The sequence below is a fragment of the Aeromonas bivalvium genome, from assembly GCF_046078285.1.
GTDB lineage: Bacteria > Pseudomonadota > Gammaproteobacteria > Enterobacterales > Aeromonadaceae > Aeromonas > Aeromonas bivalvium.
Map to the genome: position 1 here is coordinate 44835 of NZ_JBGXBV010000005.1, position 15983 is coordinate 60817.

Genomic DNA, 15983 nt, shown 5'->3' on the forward strand with positions numbered 1-15983 from the left:
AAAATTGACTTTCCGTAGCAGGAACTCATGGACTCAGCCCAGCCACACCCACTCATCGATCAACTCATCCCCCTGCAGCGAGAGGCCGATTTCGACGAGCTCTTCCTGCGCCTGACCGCCGAACAGAGCAGCAACACCCGTTTCCTGCTGAAGATGGAGCTGAACCGGCGCGGCGCCGACTGCCGGCGCGTCATCGACATGCGCAGCGAGTGGCCCCAGGCCTGCCGGGTGTTCGAGTTTGCCGGCATCACCCACTTCATGCCCGATGAGGCGGTTGCCCAGTTCCAGTCCCACTGCTACCTCTATCGGGATCGCTACACCCTGGGGGTCTATGAGGCGATGCAGGCATGGCAGCGCCAGGCCGGCAACCGCGCCCTCTCCCCCCACCAGCCTGCGCCGGGCCAGCTGCGCCAGCTCGATGTCAACCTCATCACCTTCGCCAGCTATGTCGGCCGCAGCCAGGACAGGATGCACTTCAGCTCCCCCCTCGAGCTGCAGCTCGGCAACGGCGAGCGCATCAGCGCCAAGAGCTCGGATCTCTCCACCGGCGGCATTCGCATCTCGGTGCCCTATCTGCCCCGCTTCGAGGCGGGCGACCAGGTGCTGGTGCACTTCCATGGTCTGGACAAGGAGGCCCCCCATCCCTGCCTCGGCCAGGGGATCGGTTACCGCATCCTCGGCCAGGAGAGTCGTGACGACAGGTACTGGCTGCGCCTGGTGCGCGAGGGGGAGAACGCCCCCTTCGATGCCCATCTCGCCCACTTCATCGAGAACAACAAGGGACGCTATCGCGTCAGCGTGGATCACCTGCTGTCGGCGGCCATCATCAAGGGTTACGAGCAGTTCTTCCTGCCGCGCATGAGCGGCCTGCCGCTGTTTTTCAGCAAGGGGGAACCGGGGGAGGCCCCCAGGCTCGAGGTGGTGCTCAAGAGCGAGAACAACCTGCACCTGCTCGAATACTGGCGCGACGAGAAGAACCAGCCGACCCTGGCCGGGCTCTTCCCGCCGGCGCGCCTGCGCAAACTGCTGCCAGACAGTGACACCTGCCGCGAGACCCTGATCTACAGCTTCACCCACGCGGTGCGCAGCCACCTCTACTTCTTCTCGGCCAGCGCCGAGGAGCTGGCCGAGAGCGGATTACACGCCCTCTTCTTTCAGGTCGCGGCCAAGCGGCCCAGCTTTCGGGTCTACAAGTTTTCCCTCGAAGCCTGCGCCCTGGCAGAGGCCGACATCAGCAGCCTGCCGACCCGGGAGCAGCCCCTGAGCCAGGACACCCTGCTGCGCGCCAGGCTGGACCGGCTCGGCTATGTCGGCCTGTTGCAGGAGATACCGAGCGAGACGATACGCGAGGAATACCTGACGCAGCCCCAGGTGCAGCACGACGCCAATGCCCTGCAACGCTTCGGCCACGACCTGGGCCCGGCCCCCTTCGAGGTGGAGACGCTGCACTATGTCCAGCTCAGGCGCGAGGCCCGCTACCTGCACAAGACGGCAATCGCCCTGCGCCTGGGGGAGCAGGCCTGGGTGGGCTGGACCCGCGACATCTCGGCCCACGGCATGCAGATCGAGCTGGAGGCCCCCTTCCCCGGCAACAAGGGGGATCTGGTCACCGTGGCCCTGCCCAAGCTGCAACCCCTCACCAAGCATCTGGATCTGCAGACCCTGCCCTACCGCCTGGTCAACTTCAACCAGAGCCGAACCGTGCTGCACCTGTGCATCGAAGGGGAACCGGAGCGGCACACGGGGCGCCACTTCTTCAGCCTGCTGATCGAGAGCAACCGCAGCAAGCTCAAGACGGCCGAGGGGCTGCGCCGCTACCGTGGCCTGGCCCGGGCCCTGCGCAACATCTACAGCCACCATGTCTTCAGCACCCCCGTCTACATCAACAAGGGCAAGAACAGCATCAGACCCGCCACCCTGGCACAAGCGCCCCGGCCCCGCGCCCTTGCCCGCCTGTTGCAGGCCTGCGCCGACGCCCCCCGGCAGGCCAATCTCTATCCCCTGCTGCAGGGGGATCTGCTGCGCCAGCTGCTGCTGGAACCCCTGCGCACCCTGGCTAGGGAAGACTTGCCAAGGGAGGCCGAGATCTATGTCAGCTGGCAGCGGCTGGCAAACGGCGCCCCCCAGTTTCACAGCGTGGCGGCGGCCAGCCTGACGGACATGGCGGCCAAGCGGGCCTTCATCGAGCAGGCCAGGGCCAAGGGGGAGTTCTATTCGGTGCAGCTTGGCCTGTCACGCACAGGGCGACCCGATACCAGCTTCATCGCCAGCGAACTGGATTACATCGCCAAGTTCGCGATCCACAAGGCCAAGCGGCTGGAAGATGAGCTGTGGAGCGTAGTCGGCGTCGGCGAGCTGACCGACACCACCCAGGCCACCCTGCTGCGCCTCGGTCTGGGCCCGGCCAAGGGGTAGGGCCACCGCAGACGGACAACGAAGAGGGGCGGACATCAGTCCGCCCCTCTTCGTTCGTTGGGTTGCCAGGCTCAGGGAGCGCTCGGCTGTTGCAGCCAGGACAGGATAGCGGGGAAGTGATCCTCGGCGGCCTGGGGCGCCGTCAGCATGTTGATGTGGTCATAGTCGAGGCGGTTGCCGTTGTCGCGCCCAAGCCGGGTGTGACGGGCGAGCGACCCCATCTCGGCGCCGAAGCGGCGCACGTCGGTCGGGTGACCCAGCACCTTGTCGGCCTTGGCCGAGATCATCCACAAGGGGGGCCAGTTGACCCGGCTCGCCGCCTCGTCATAGGCAAAGCCGTCATGGGGATCCTGCCAGGGGCCGCATTTCACCCAGGGGATCGTCTCCTCCAGGTAGCGCAGCGGCTCGTCATCGGCCCCCAGCTTCAGACGCCGCGCCGCCAGAAAACCCCGACGGCGTGCCAGCCAGGGGGCGAGCCGGTTCCAGATCAGATCCACCTTGAACCAGCGCTCCGGGCCGTGAACCGAGATCCCCCGCTTGCTGCCAAAAAACAGCAGGCTCGCCACCCCGGCGGCGAGGGCGGGAAAGCGCACCAGGGTCGATGCCATCAGCACCCCGCCCCAGGAGTGCGCCATCCAGTGCACCTTTTGCCCAGGGTGGCGGGCCGAGATCCAGGCCTGCAGGGTCGGCAGATCCTCGGTGATCAGCTCATGCTGACCATGGTCGGCCCGCTCTGCGATGGCCGGCGTGCTCAGGCCCCGGCCCCGCAGATCCGCCACATAGACCCGATAACCGTGGCGCGCCAGGAAGCAGGCGAGCCCCTTGCCCGAGCCGGTATAGAAGATACGGCCATTCTCGATGGCGCCATGCACCATCAGTATGGGTTCGCCCTGACTGGGTTGCGCCAGGCCTATCTGGCGCAGATGCAGTCTGTGCTCCCCGCAGGGGATGAAGTGAGAATTTTGCAGCAGTTCCATTGTGGCGCCCTCCATGGCGTGTCGTCAGCGGTGCCAGCGCATCTCGGCGCAGGCGCGGGCCCCCAGCAGGCAGATGACCCCTTCCAGATCGTGATGGGTCAGGCTGGCGCTCGCCTGGGCGCGCACCAGGGGCTTGGCATGAATGGCGATGCCAAGACCTGCCGCCGCCATCATCTTGAGATCGTTGGCGCCATCCCCCACCGCCACCGTCTGGGCCTGTGCCAGCCCCCGCTCGGCGGCGAGCCGGGTCAGCACCCTTGCCTTGGCATCGGCGTCCACTATCTCCCCCGCCACCTGACCGGTCAGTTTGCCATCCGCCACCGCCAGTTCATTGGCGAAGATGGCATCCAGCCCCAGGGCCTGTTGCAGCTCGCCGGCGAAACGGGTGAAGCCGCCGGAGGCGATGGCCAGGGTCCAGCCCGACTGCTTGAGGGTATCGACCATCAACTGCAAGCCCGGCATCCATGGCATGTCGGCGGCCACCTGATCGAGGATGGTGACGGGCGCCCCGGCCAGCAAGGCGACCCGGCGACGCAGACTGTCGGCGAACTCCAGTTGTCCCTGCATGGCAGCGGCGGTGACGGCGGACACCTGCTCCCCCACCCCGGCCAGGCGCGCTATCTCGTCGATGCACTCCATCTGGATCGCGGTCGAATCCATGTCCATCACCAGCAGCCCGGGTTCGGCCAGGCTAGGCAAGTGCGCCAGATGGCAGATATCGATGGCCCAGCTCTCCTGCTTGATGGCGGCGGCCAGCGCACTGGAGAAGCTGTCTGTCCCTATCAGCAGCAGGGGCACACCGGCGAGGCAGGTCACGGGATAGAGGCAGGCTTGCACCCCCTCCAGCGCCAGCAGGGGCGCCAGCTGCCTAAGCTGGCTCGCGGCCAGATCATGGCCGAACAGCACCAGCCATCCTCCCGTCAAGGGGTGGCTCGTGCCCTGCAAGGCGTCTATGTGCAGTTCCCAGAGCGGGGCAGAGGCAAGCTGGGCGGGCCAGTCGGTGGGGGCTTGGGCTAACTGGGACAACAACATGAGCGAAAAACCTTCCTTGGATGTCGGGGGGGGGTGAAAGTGCGGGCCCAGAGTAGCGTATTGCTTTTTATACAGGCAAGCGCCAAGATCCCGCCTGCACCCGCAATCAGGAGAGCCCCCTTGCGTCATATGCCCGTCAAACGCCTGCTGAGTCTGGGCGCCGGTATCGCCCTCGGCTGCTGGGTTCTGGCCCTGTTGATCCACATGCAGAGCGCCAGCCAGGCGGCCCTGCACGATCAGGCGCGTACCCGGGCCCAGGCTCTGGTCAGCTATGCCAGCCGGGACATGCGCCGCTGGCTGAAGGAGGATAACGAGAGCGAGCTGGCACGGCTGGCCCAGGAGCTGGCCCTCTCCCCCGAGATCCTGGATGTCACCCTCTATGACGCCAGGGGCGTTCCCCTGGCCCAGTCTGACAACGCTCTGCCGCTGGACAGCCTGCTTCCCATCGGCCAGGACAATGCCAGCCCCCCGACATCCGGCAAGGGGCGACTCCCCTATGTCGAGGAGATCCTCGACGGTGACAAGACCCTTGGCTATCTGAGGATCACCCTGGAGGAGCAGCTGATGCTGGCCAAGCAGGATACCCAGCTCAAGGTGAACCAGGAGAAGCAGCGGCTGATGCTGCTGGTGATGCTGCTGGCGGGATTGCTCATCTCCTACGGCGTGCGCCGCAACTACATGCGAGTACGCAAGCATAAGAAAAAGAGCGCCCAACCGAGCGCTCCCGATGGCAGTGAACCCCCACCAGGGCTCAGTTAAGTCTCAATCAGAGACCAGCTCCCAGGAACCATCCGGGTTCTGGCATGCCGTCCCGTAGGCATCCTCCTTCTTGCCAGCCACCGTGATGGTCTGCTGGAACTCACGGCAGTAGCGGCCGTTGTTGCTGGTCCCCTCCCGCACCGCCGTCACCGAGCCCGATGCGCTGCCGTCGCTCCAGGTGACGGCTTGATTCAGGGGGGCCGTGGTTGCCTGCACCTGGGCCGCTTCATGCTCCCGCTGCTGAGCTTCGTTGAGGTTATCCAGTATTTTCAAGGTGATGGCAGTAAAGGCCAGCCACTTCCAGGCATCATTGTCGTCATAGTAGTTGCCATAGCCGTTGTACCAGTGGCCATAGGGCCGCACCACCACCACGTCACGATAGACCCGGTGTCGATCGGCGGGCACCGCTATCCTGTTGTGCTTGTTGTTGATGTAGACGGTGTTGCCCTCAATGCTGCGGCTGTTGTCGATGCGATGATCCCGCTGGCCGGTGAGATTGCGCTCCTGGTGCCTGATCTGCCCCTCTCCCCCGTGCACCTTGCCGCCCTTGACGGGGGTGTTGAGCCAGCTGCCCTTGAAGCTCACCATCTCCTGATTGTTCCTGCGCGCGGGCACCGCCTTGTGCTGGGCCGTCCTCGGTTGGACTGCCCTTTGCTGAGGCGCCCTGTGTTGCACTCTGGGTTGCTGCGCCCTCTGCTGCGGCGCCCTGTGCTGTAACCTGCCTTCCGCCGCCCACACCGCCTGCCAGGCCTGAGGGACGGCCAGCGCGAGGGCAAGGAGCATAGTGGTGAGCATCTGTCCTTTTTTCATCGCCTGAGCCTCTGTTGGGGGTCAGGTGAGAGTATAGGCGCCGATCTGATGCGTCTCTTTTCCTGTTCCCTGGCGGCCTCCTCCCCGTGCCAGGGCTGAAGGGATGCTGGCCATCGACCATAAAAAAACGGCGACCCCGAGGTCGCCGTTTTGCATGATGTGAATGGGGATTACTTGTCGCCCAGCAGCACGGAGTCCAGTGCGATCTCGATCATGTCGTTGAAGGTCAGCTGACGCTCTTCGGAGCTGGTCTGCTCGCCGGTACGGATATGGTCGGAGACGGTGCAGATGGTCAGGGCACGGGCACCATACTCGGCGGCCACGCCGTAGATGCCGGCAGCTTCCATCTCGACACCCAGGATGCCGTATTTTTCCATGACGTCGAACATGGAGGGATCCGGGGTGTAGAACAGGTCGGCGGAGAAGATGTTGCCCACGCGCACCGGCGTGCCCTTGTTCTTGGCGGCCTGCACGGCATTGGCCACCAGATCGAAGTCGGCGATGGCGGCGAAGTCGTGATCCTTGAAGCGCAGACGGTTGACCTTGGAGTCGGTGCAGGCACCCATGCCGATCACCACGTCACGCAGTTTCACGTCTTCACGCACGGCACCGCAGGAGCCCACGCGGATCAGGGTCTTGACGCCGTAGTCGGTGATCAGCTCTTTTGCGTAGATGGAGCAGGACGGGATGCCCATGCCGTGGCCCATGACGGAGATGCGACGGCCCTTGTAGGTACCGGTGAAGCCGAGCATGCTGCGCACGTCACACACCTGCTCGACGTTCTCCAGGAAGGTCTCGGCGATGTACTTGGCACGCAGGGGGTCGCCCGGCATCAGTACTGTGTCGGCAAAGGCGCCATCTTTCGCATTGATATGAGGAGTTGCCATTCTCTTTATTCCTTCACACTAGGTTGGGTTTTATTGTCTTTATGGGTTGCCCGCCACCTGGGTGGCGGGCGGGTCGGTTACAAAAAGCAGAGACCCTGCTGCAACCGGGCAGAGCGCACCCGAGAGGCCGCCCTGCCCAGGGCATCAGAGGAAACTGGTGCCGTATTGCAGCTTGGGCAGACCGTGGTAGGCCGCTATGCTCTGGCCGATGTCGGCGAAGGTCTCGCGACGGCCGACGGAGCCCGCCTTGACCGGCTTGCCGTAGAACAGCACAGGGATGTATTCGCGGGTGTGGTCGGTGCCGCTCCAGGTCGGGTCGCAGCCGTGGTCGGCGGTCAGCACCACCACATCGCCATCTTGCAGTATCTCGAACAGCTCCGGCAGGCGGGAGTCGAAATACTCAAGCGCATCGGCGTAGCCCTTGACGTCACGGCGGTGGCCGTAAGAGGAGTCGAAGTCCACGAAGTTGGTGAAGACGATGGTGTTGTCACCGGCCGCCTTCACCTCTTCCAGGGTTCTGTCCCACAGCTCGGTCAGGCCCGTGCCCTTCACCTGCTTGGTGATGCCCTGCTGGGCATAGATGTCGGCGATCTTGCCGATGGAGACCACCTGGCCCCCTGCATCCTTCATGTAGTCCAGCACGGTCGGCGCCGGCGGCAGCACCGAGTAGTCGTGACGGTTGCCGGTACGCTTGAAGTCGCCCTTGCCGCTGCCCACGAACGGACGCGCGATGACGCGGCCTATGTTGTAGGGCTCCAGCAGCTCGCGCACTATGTGGCACAGCTCATATAGCTTCTCGAGGCCGTAGGTCTCTTCGTGGCAGGCAATCTGGAACACGGAGTCGGCAGAGGTGTAGAGAATGGGCTTGCCGGTACGCATGTGCTCTTCGCCCAGATCGTCCAGCACCTGGGTGCCGGAGGCGTGGCAGTTGCCCAGATATCCCGGCAGGCCGGCCTTCTCGACGATGGCGTCCAGCAGCTCCTGGGGGAAGCTGTTGTGGTGATCGTGGAAGTAACCCCACTCGAACAGCACGGGCACACCGGCGATCTCCCAGTGGCCGGACGGGGTGTCCTTGCCGGAGGAGAGCTCCTGGGCAAAGCCGTAGGCCCCGACCACCTCGATATCTTTCTTCAAGCCAGCCGGGAAGTAGCCGGAAGCCTGCTCCCCCGCGTGGCCCAGGCCCAGCTTGTTGAGGTTCGGCAGCTTGAGGGCGCCACGGCCTTCAATCTCACCGGCGGCGCAAGCCTTGGCGATATGGCCAAGGGTGTTGGCGCCCACGTCTCCGAACTTCTCGGCATCGGCGGCAGCGCCAATACCGAAGGAGTCCATCATCAGAATAAAGGTACGTTTCATGGGTGTTCCCCCTGTTACAAATCGGCCAGACCGATGCGACGGTAAACCTCGGGCAGCGCCTCTGGTCGGGTGTCACCGATCTTCACGGCAGCCTGCACCATGCGGGCGGCCTCGGCAAATTGGGCTTCTGTTTGAGCGTGGATCAGGGCGAGCGGCTTGTCAGCCTCGACGCTCTGCCCCAGGCGGATAAAGTCGGTCAGACCGACCGCATAATCGAGTTTGTCCCCGGCGGCGCGGCGACCGCCCCCCATGGCCACCACGGCCAGGCCCAGTTCGCGGGTATCCATGGCGGTGACGAAGCCGCTCTGCGCCGCATACACGGGGCGCACTATGGCGGCCTTGGGCAGGTAGGCGTCGTAGCGCTCCATGAAATCGCTCGGACCACCGAGGCCGGTCACCATGCGACCGAAGATCTCGGCGGCCTTGCCGTTGTCCAGCACCGCCTGCAGCTTGGCACGGGCGTCCTGTTCGTTGCTGGCGAGGCCCGCGGAGATCAGCATCTCGGCGCACAGGGCCAGGGTCACTTCGTGGATGCGCTGATTGCGATACTCGCCGGTCAGGTAGCGTACCGCCTCGCGCACTTCGACCGCGTTGCCGGCACTGGAGGCCAGCACCTGGTTCATGTCGGTCAAGAGCGCCGAGGTGCGGCAGCCGGCACCGTTGGCCACGGCCACTATGCTCCTGGCCAGCTCTTCGGAGGCTTCAAAGGTCGGCATGAAGGCGCCGGAGCCCACTTTCACGTCCATCACCAGGGCTTCGAGCCCGGAGGCGAGCTTCTTGGAGAGGATGGAGCCGGTGATCATGGCGATGGATTCGACGGTGGCGGTGATGTCCCGCACCGCATAGATACGCTTGTCGGCCGGAGCGAGATCGCCGGTCTGGCCTATGATGGCGACACCCGCCTCTTTCACCACTTTCAGGAAGCGATCGTTGTCGACCGAGGTCTGGTAGCCGGGGATGGCATCCAGCTTGTCCAGGGTACCGCCGGTGTGGCCCAGGCCACGGCCGGAGATCATGGGCACGAAACCGCCGCAGGCGGCGACCATGGGGCCCAGCATCAGGGAGACGACATCACCCACGCCACCGGTGGAGTGCTTGTCGACGATAGGGCCACCCAGATTGAGGTGGTCCCAGGCCAGCACCATGCCGGAATCGCGCATGGCGCAGGTCAGGGCGACCCGCTCATCCATGGTCATGTCCTTGAAGTAAACCGCCATGGCCAGGGCCGCTATCTGCCCTTCGCCTATGGTGTTGTTGGTAATTCCCTGGACGAAGAATTGAATCTCTTGGGTACTGAGCGCTTCACCGTTGCGCTTCTTGCGAATAATTTCTTGAGGCAAAAACATCTTTCATTCCCTCCGTGCATCACGCACGAACACAGACCGAACCAGACCAGAAAGGGGGCGGCGCACCGCCCCCTGTCCCCGCTTAGTAACCGCTGGTATTGGCGGGCTTGTCGCCGTGGCCCAGGGTCGCCAGCAGGCTGGCCAGCAGGCTGGAGGCACCGAAGCGGAAGGTGCGCGGGGAGACCCACTCCTTGCCCAGGATCTCTTCGGCCATGGCCAGGTACTGACCGGCAACGGCGGCGTCTTTCACGCCACCAGCAGGCTTGAAGCCCACTTTCGGGTTCTTGGCCTTGATCACTTCCATCATGATGCGGGCAGCTTCCGGGGTCGCATTGACCGGCACCTTGCCGGTGGAGGTCTTGATGAAGTCGGCACCGGCGTCGATGGAGATCTCGGAGGCGCGACGGATCAGCGCCTCTTCCTTCAGTTCGCCGGTCTCGATGATCACTTTCAGCAGCGCCTTGTCGCCACAGGCGTCCTTACAGGCTTTGACCAGATCGAAACCGATCTGTTCATTGCCGGCCATGAAGGCGCGGTACGGGAAGACCACGTCCACCTCGTCGGCACCGTAGGCGACGGCGGCGCGGGTCTCGGCCACGGCGATCTCGATGTCGTCGTTGCCGTGGGGGAAGTTGGTCACGGTGGCGATGCGCACGTCGGCGGCGCCGATGTCACGCAGGGTCTTGCGCGCGATGGGGATGAAACGGGGGTAGATGCAGACGGCGGCAGTCAGGCCGGCCGGAGACTTGGCCTTGTGGCACAGATCGATCACCTTCTGATCGGTGTCATCATCGTTCAGGGTGGTCAGGTCCATCAGGTTCAGGGCGCGTTGGGCGGCCAGTTTCAGATCGGTCATGATATTCTCCAAAGTCTTTGATTAAGCCCGACAAGGGGACATGTCAGCTGCGACAACACCATTTGCTGACAGGTTCCACCCAGCTTGGGGGCATGGAAATACAGTGCGACTGCACGGGCAATAGACTGTAAATAAGGCAAGAGCCCTGTCACTTTCTTACAAAAGTGCGGACTTGGTTCCATGAAGACTTGAGACAGGTCATGCACATCAGAGCCTGGTTCCCAATCAATTCCATTTGACCGCCAACACCCGATCCCATCGGGTATTAGTCAATGCCAGCACCCTGCTGGCAATGCCTATTTCAGCCGAGATACCCCCTGTTTGCAAGCCGGATTTGCCAATTCCAGGGGTATCTCACACCGGGCAAATCCGTCTGTTCATCCCGTTCTAAGAGAAGAAACGGGTCACTAACCAGGAGTAGGCGATACCGCCAAGATAGACTCCTACGATCCCCATCACCCCGGACAATACCGGGGGGGCCGGGATCGGCAACTTGAGGAAGGAAAACAACAAGCCAACGATAAAGCCAGCCGCCATGGCCAGTAGCACTTCGTTCATAACACCTCCGTGTGACTCACGCTTTCTTATCAGTCTAGGGAGGAAAACGGTTGTCAGCCCCCCAAATGCGAACGCCACAGCATCTGCTGTGGCGTTCGGCTTAAGGCTTGTCTGACCGCGGTTACATGGCGGACAGGGCCAGGAAGAAGCCTGCGATGGTAGCAGACATCAGGTTGGACAGAGACCCGGCCAGTACGGCTTTCAGACCGAAGCGAGCGATGTCGCCGCGACGGTTCGGTGCCATGGAGCCCAGACCACCCAGCAGGATGGCAACGGAGGACAGGTTGGCGAAGCCGCACAGAGCGAAGGAGATGATCGCCTTGGTGTGGTCGGACATGGCCACGCCGTTGATCAGCACTTCATCTTTCAGGTAGGGGGCGAAGTTCAGGTAAGCCACGAACTCGTTCACTACCAGCTTCTGGCCGATGAAGGAACCGGCGACGGTCGCCTCGCTCCAGGGTACACCGATCAGGAAGGCCAACGGGGAGAAGATCCAGCCCAGCAGCAGCTCCAGGGAGAGTTGCGGGTAACCGAACCAGCCGCCCACACCGGAGAAGATACCGTTGATCATGGCGATGAGGCCGATGAAGGCCAGCAGCATGGCGCCGACGTTCAGGGCCAGTTGCATACCGGAGGAAGCACCAGCAGCGGCGGCATCGATCACGTTGGCAGGCTTGTCGTCCAGGTCGCCATCGGCGCTGTTTTCGTCATAGTTCGGGCTCTGGGTTTCCGGCACCAGCAACTTGGCGAACAGCAGACCACCGGGGGCGGCCATGAAGGAGGCGGCGATCAGGTATTCCATCTTGACGCCCATGGCGGCATAACCGGCCAGGACGGAACCGGCAACGGAGGCCAGACCACCACACATGACGGCAAACAGCTCGGAGTCGGTCATCTTGCCGATGAAGGGACGCACCACCAGCGGCGCTTCGGTCTGACCGACGAAGATGTTGGCCGTCGCGGACAGGGATTCGGTGCGGGAGGTGCCCAGCACTTTCTGCAATGCGCCGCCCAGCAGCTTGATGATCAGCTGCATGATGCCCAGGTAATAGAGCACAGCAATCAGAGAGGAGAAGAAGATGATGACCGGCAGAACACGGAAGGCAAATACGAAGCCACCGCCACCAAATACTTCAAACATCTTGTCGCTGACCAGGCCACCGAACAGGAAATTAATACCGTCCTGGCCATAGCTGATGACACTGGAGACGGCACTGGATACGCCGACCAGAATATCGCGGCCTACCGGAACATACAGAACGAATGCCCCCAGACCGGCTTGAATAACAAACGCACCTGCCACGGTACGTATATTGATTGCCTTGCGGTTGCTGGAGAACAGCACCGCGATAAGGATGAGTGTTGCCATCCCTACCAGACCCATGATCAAACTCATTGTTATCTTCCTCGTAGTAGCACCTTCCAACTTGTTAATAAGTTGTGTCCCAAACTTATCAATCAAGGGTGCGCATTATACTAACTGGCTCGCGACAAAGTATAAGGGCGGTCACATTTCGTAAGCATCAAATCGGCTAACTGGCGTTAAATTAGACCGCAAACGATTTTTATCCGGCATTTTTTTCGCCCCGAACTCCCCTTGAGTTATCAGAGTGTTAAATATCTATTTACCGAGATGGAAAATATCTTGAGTGGATTCATATAACACCGCAGCAACATGCGAAACAGGCAAACGTTTGAGCGCTGCCAATTCATCCAGCACCCGCAGCAGGGACAAAGGGGTATTGCGCATGCCCTGATGGCCACAAATGGGCATGTCGGGAGAGTCGGTCTCCAGCAAGAGAGCCTCAAGCGGCATGGCCGCCACCGCCTCCCGGGTCTTGTTGGCCCGCTCATAGGTGATGGTACCCCCTATTCCCAGCCTGAAGCCCAGTTCCCAGAAACGCTCGGCCTGGTGCAGAGAGCCGCTGAAGGCATGGATCACGCCGCCCCGGCCGGGTCTGTGGCGACGCAGCAGCTTGAGCACAGTGTCATTGGCCCGCACCGAGTGCACGATCAGCGGCAGATCCAGGGTCATGGCCAGCCTCACTTGCGCCTCGAACAGTTGCTGCTGGCCCGCCTGAGGCAGATGGGAGCGCCCATCCAGACCGCATTCGCCGATGGCCACCAGACCCGAAGGCCGCTGCTGCACCAGCGTCGTCAGCCGGGCCATCACATCCGTGGGTTGCTGCGCCACGAAACAGGGATGAACCCCAAGGGCAAAGCAGATATCGGGCTCCCTGGCCGAGAGCGCCATCACCCGCTGCCAGTTGTCGGCGCCGATGGCGGGCACCATGAATCCGGTGATGCCGCGCAGGCGACATTCGGCCAGCAGGCCGGTGCGGTCGGCATCAAACTCGGGGGCGTCGAGGTGACAATGGCTGTCAAACAAGGGCATGGAACATGGGCTCGCTATATAAGGAAAGAGCGTGGCCACCGCCAACGGATGGGCCACGACAGGTCTGAGTTTAGCCCCACCGGCCCGGGGCATCATAGCGGCTCATCGGCGCCCGTGCCGCTCGGCCGTGCACCGATCGTCGGCCTCTGCGCATGGCTCCGACTCTTCGCCGCGATCGGCCCGGGCCTCGTCACGCCTGGGGGTGCAACAACGGCCATACTCGGGGGCCAGCCCCCAACGCCGTGACCAGGCATCATACCGGGCCAGCCAGGCCAGCAAGCTCTGCTTCATAGTCTGCTCCTTGCGCCACTGTATCTGCCCACCAGCCTGCCTCATCCCTCCTCTCTGACCAAGGATTGGCACGCCAGCGGCATCATGGCTCGCTGAGCGGCAACAGCAGCCCCATGCTGATCTCGTCGACATAGCCCTCGTCCAGCCGATACGCCTGCCGCCGCAGCCCCTCATCCAGGAAACCGCACTTGCGATAAAGTGAATGAGCCACCTCGTTATGGGCCATCACCCCCAGCTCCAGTCTGCTGATGCCGCAATCCGGCGCGCTCGCGATCAGGGTACGCAGCAGCCGCTCGCCCCAGCCCTGGCCGCGCGCACTCGACCGCAATCCCATCACCACCAGGGCGCAGTGGCGGTTGCGCGCCAGGCCGCCGCCGATGAGCACGGCAAACCCCTGCACCTCTTCGGCCAGCACCAGCAGCCACATGGCCTGATTGGGGACCTCTGCCATGGCCTCGAGCCGCTGGCGCTGCCCCTCGATATTTGAGGGGCGCTCCCCCGCCTCATAAAGCATGAAGCGGGTCTCCCGATCCAGCTGCCCAAAGAAGTGATCCAGCGCCGCTGCATCCTCCACGTCCGCCAAACGAATCATCACCCCGCTCTCCCTGCCTGGTTGTCATGCCGCTCCACGGCCATAAAAAAACGACTCCATTTGGAGTCGTTTTTATCAGAGCCATCTGGCTAATGCCATGCCCTCGTGGCGCGGCAGCCCGATCAGCCTTGCGCCGGCAGGCTCAGGCGAGCGACCGCTTCCACGTGCATGGAGTGAGGGAACATGTCCACCGGCTGCACCTCGTCCAGCACGAAGCCCTGCTTGACCAGCCAGGCAAGATCCCGGGCCAGGGTCTGGGGGTTGCAGGAGACATAGACCAGACGGCGCGGCGCCATGGCGACCAGGGTCTGCAGCACCGCCTTGTCACAACCCTTGCGGGGCGGATCCATCACCACCACATCGGCGGTCACGCCCTGGGCGTGCAGCTCGGGCATCAGTTGCTCGGCCTTGCCCACGTGGAATTCGGTGTGCTCTATGCCGTTCAGGGCGGCGTTGCGGCGGGCATCGCTGATGGCGCTCTCCACCGACTCTATGCCCACCACCTTGGCGGCCTTGCCCGCCAGGAACAGGGAGATGGTGCCGATGCCGCAATAGATGTCGAACACAGTCTCGTTGCCGGTCAGCTCGCTGTATTCCAGTGCCTTGGAGTAGAGCACATCGGTCTGGCTCGGGTTGTTCTGGAAGAAGGAGAGGGGCGAGACCTCGAACGCGAGCTCGTGGATCTTGTCGCGGATCACCCCTTCCCCCAGCAGCACGCGGTTGCTCGTCCCCAAGATACGGTTGGTGCGCTCGTCATTGATGTTCTGCACCAGGGTAGTGATGGGCAGATCCCTCAGGGCCGCCAGCAGTTCGGCCTCGAAGGGCAGCGCTTCGCCCAGGGTCACCAGCACCACCATCAGCTCGCCGCTCTTGAAGCCCTTGCGGGTCATCAGGTTGCGCACGCAGCCGGTGTGGGCCACCTCGTCATAGGCAGCGATGTCATGCGCGCGCATCCAGCCGCGCACCCTGGCATTGAGCTCCACATGCAGGGAGTCCTGCACCGCGCAGTCGTCGGCGGTGATGAGGTCGTGGGAGTGCTTGCGATAGAAGCCGATCTCGGCCCCCGCCTCGCTGCCACGCACGGCGTACTGCGCCTTGTTGCGGTAGGCGAAGGGGCTGTCCATGCCGAGGATGGGGTTGACCTGGGTCTCACCCAGCCCGACCTGCTCCAGCGCGCTCTGCACCAGGGATTGTTTCAGCTTGAGCTGGGCCGGATAGGCCAGCGGGCGCACCTGGCAGCCGCCGCACTCGGTGTTGGGGCAGAAATCGGCAACCCTGTCGGCGGACGGCTGGGTCAGCTCGACCAGTTTGCCGTGCAGATAGTTCGGCTTGACCTCGGTCAACTCGACCAGCGCCTGCTCACCGGGCAGCAGACCCTCGACAAACAGGGGGCGATCGAACAGGCGACCCTTGCCATCCCCCTTGTCGGTCAGTTCCAGAATATCGATCTGATGTTGGTGTCCCACTAACGGCATGAGCGGCTCCGAAGGCATAGAAGAAAGGGTGGAAGCAGGGTTGACCCGGCGACCCCGAATAAAGGGTGGCAGAGTTTAGCGGAGATCGGCCCAAATTGCAGGCACAAAAAAACCAGCATTGAGCTGGTTTGATGATGGTGCCCGGGGTCGGACTCGAACCGACACGGTTATTCACCGGCGGATTTTGAATCCCGAAACAACGGTTGAGATATAACTGTGGCAGTTATAACCCATTGA

Annotated in this window: 14 protein-coding genes; 2 read left to right on the top strand and 12 right to left on the bottom strand. The window is 63.0% G+C overall.

From position 1 onward, the window contains the following. The first annotated feature begins 27 nt into the window (after window positions 1-27). Window positions 28-2415 (top strand): PilZ domain-containing protein, encoded by a 2388-nt coding sequence (locus ACEUCR_RS12835; protein WP_408790620.1) that lies wholly within the window; start codon window positions 28-30, stop codon window positions 2413-2415. A gap of 71 nt (window positions 2416-2486) precedes the next feature. Here ACEUCR_RS12835 and ACEUCR_RS12840 read toward each other — a convergent pair whose 3' ends face one another. Together ACEUCR_RS12840 and serB are read right to left on the bottom strand one after the other, a co-directional pair. After that, window positions 2487-3392 carry an alpha/beta fold hydrolase gene (locus ACEUCR_RS12840; protein ID WP_042002102.1) on the bottom strand — a complete coding sequence of 302 codons (906 nt, stop codon included), beginning with the start codon at window positions 3390-3392 and terminating at the stop codon, window positions 2487-2489. Window positions 3393-3416: 24 nt separating this feature from the next. Then, entirely contained in the window at window positions 3417-4424 is a 1008-nt protein-coding gene (gene serB, locus ACEUCR_RS12845) for a phosphoserine phosphatase SerB (protein WP_408790624.1), read from the bottom strand. A gap of 120 nt (window positions 4425-4544) precedes the next feature. Here serB and ACEUCR_RS12850 point away from each other — a divergent pair, with 120 nt between their 5' ends. Beyond that, entirely contained in the window at window positions 4545-5183 is a 639-nt protein-coding gene (locus ACEUCR_RS12850) for an AhpA/YtjB family protein (protein WP_408790627.1), read from the top strand. Window positions 5184-5186: 3 nt separating this feature from the next. Here the strand turns inward: ACEUCR_RS12850 and ACEUCR_RS12855 are convergent, their stop codons facing one another. The 10 genes from ACEUCR_RS12855 to rlmD all read right to left on the bottom strand — a co-directional run bounded on the left by ACEUCR_RS12855 (window position 5187) and on the right by rlmD (window position 15746). Continuing rightward, a complete protein-coding gene (locus ACEUCR_RS12855; RefSeq protein ID WP_084205572.1) occupies window positions 5187-5771 on the bottom strand; it encodes an RT0821/Lpp0805 family surface protein in 585 nt (194 codons plus the stop codon). Between the two features lie 392 nt (window positions 5772-6163). Beyond that, on the bottom strand, window positions 6164-6880 hold the full coding sequence (gene deoD, locus ACEUCR_RS12860; RefSeq protein WP_163154425.1) for a purine-nucleoside phosphorylase: 717 nt from the start codon (window positions 6878-6880) through the stop codon (window positions 6164-6166). A 144-nt stretch (window positions 6881-7024) separates the two neighbouring features. Continuing rightward, window positions 7025-8233, bottom strand: coding sequence for a phosphopentomutase (locus ACEUCR_RS12865; RefSeq protein WP_042002091.1), 1209 nt, complete (start codon window positions 8231-8233; stop codon window positions 7025-7027). A 14-nt stretch (window positions 8234-8247) separates the two neighbouring features. Continuing rightward, the gene (gene deoA / locus ACEUCR_RS12870; protein WP_408790631.1) at window positions 8248-9579 is read right to left on the bottom strand and encodes a thymidine phosphorylase; all 1332 of its coding nucleotides are present in this window, start codon (window positions 9577-9579) and stop codon (window positions 8248-8250) included. Window positions 9580-9661: 82 nt separating this feature from the next. Next, the gene (gene deoC / locus ACEUCR_RS12875; RefSeq protein WP_408790634.1) at window positions 9662-10435 is read right to left on the bottom strand and encodes a deoxyribose-phosphate aldolase; all 774 of its coding nucleotides are present in this window, start codon (window positions 10433-10435) and stop codon (window positions 9662-9664) included. 387 nt (window positions 10436-10822) lie between these two features. Continuing rightward, window positions 10823-10993: a XapX domain-containing protein gene (locus tag ACEUCR_RS12880; protein ID WP_042002084.1), complete on the bottom strand. Its 171-nt coding sequence runs from the start codon at window positions 10991-10993 to the stop codon at window positions 10823-10825. A gap of 121 nt (window positions 10994-11114) precedes the next feature. Continuing rightward, window positions 11115-12389, bottom strand: a complete 1275-nt coding sequence (locus tag ACEUCR_RS12885; RefSeq protein ID WP_042002081.1) for a NupC/NupG family nucleoside CNT transporter — start codon at window positions 12387-12389, stop codon at window positions 11115-11117. Between the two features lie 225 nt (window positions 12390-12614). Next, entirely contained in the window at window positions 12615-13388 is a 774-nt protein-coding gene (locus tag ACEUCR_RS12890; protein ID WP_408790637.1) for a TatD family hydrolase, read from the bottom strand. A gap of 373 nt (window positions 13389-13761) precedes the next feature. Further along, on the bottom strand, window positions 13762-14271 hold the full coding sequence (locus tag ACEUCR_RS12895) for a GNAT family N-acetyltransferase (RefSeq protein WP_408790960.1): 510 nt from the start codon (window positions 14269-14271) through the stop codon (window positions 13762-13764). A gap of 122 nt (window positions 14272-14393) precedes the next feature. Beyond that, window positions 14394-15746, bottom strand: coding sequence for a 23S rRNA (uracil(1939)-C(5))-methyltransferase RlmD (rlmD, locus tag ACEUCR_RS12900; RefSeq protein WP_408790639.1), 1353 nt, complete (start codon window positions 15744-15746; stop codon window positions 14394-14396). Between the last annotated feature and the right edge of the window lie 237 nt (window positions 15747-15983).

Bases quoted from the DNA above. Each gene is read 5' to 3' on its own strand.
- ACEUCR_RS12835 (WP_408790620.1), top strand. From the start codon at position 28: ATGGACTCAGCCCAGCCACACCCACTCATCGATCAACTCATCCCCCTG.
- ACEUCR_RS12840 (WP_042002102.1), bottom strand. From the start codon at position 3,392: ATGGAACTGCTGCAAAATTCTCACTTCATCCCCTGCGGGGAGCACAGA.
- serB (WP_408790624.1), bottom strand. From the start codon at position 4,424: ATGTTGTTGTCCCAGTTAGCCCAAGCCCCCACCGACTGGCCCGCCCAG.
- ACEUCR_RS12855 (WP_084205572.1), bottom strand. From the start codon at position 5,771: ATGGTGAGCTTCAAGGGCAGCTGGCTCAACACCCCCGTCAAGGGCGGC.
- deoD (WP_163154425.1), bottom strand. From the start codon at position 6,880: ATGGCAACTCCTCATATCAATGCGAAAGATGGCGCCTTTGCCGACACA.
- ACEUCR_RS12865 (WP_042002091.1), bottom strand. From the start codon at position 8,233: ATGAAACGTACCTTTATTCTGATGATGGACTCCTTCGGTATTGGCGCT.
- deoA (WP_408790631.1), bottom strand. From the start codon at position 9,579: ATGTTTTTGCCTCAAGAAATTATTCGCAAGAAGCGCAACGGTGAAGCG.
- deoC (WP_408790634.1), bottom strand. From the start codon at position 10,435: ATGACCGATCTGAAACTGGCCGCCCAACGCGCCCTGAACCTGATGGAC.
- ACEUCR_RS12880 (WP_042002084.1), bottom strand. From the start codon at position 10,993: ATGAACGAAGTGCTACTGGCCATGGCGGCTGGCTTTATCGTTGGCTTG.
- ACEUCR_RS12885 (WP_042002081.1), bottom strand. From the start codon at position 12,389: ATGAGTTTGATCATGGGTCTGGTAGGGATGGCAACACTCATCCTTATC.
- ACEUCR_RS12890 (WP_408790637.1), bottom strand. From the start codon at position 13,388: ATGCCCTTGTTTGACAGCCATTGTCACCTCGACGCCCCCGAGTTTGAT.
- ACEUCR_RS12895 (WP_408790960.1), bottom strand. From the start codon at position 14,271: ATGATTCGTTTGGCGGACGTGGAGGATGCAGCGGCGCTGGATCACTTC.
- rlmD (WP_408790639.1), bottom strand. From the start codon at position 15,746: ATGCCGTTAGTGGGACACCAACATCAGATCGATATTCTGGAACTGACC.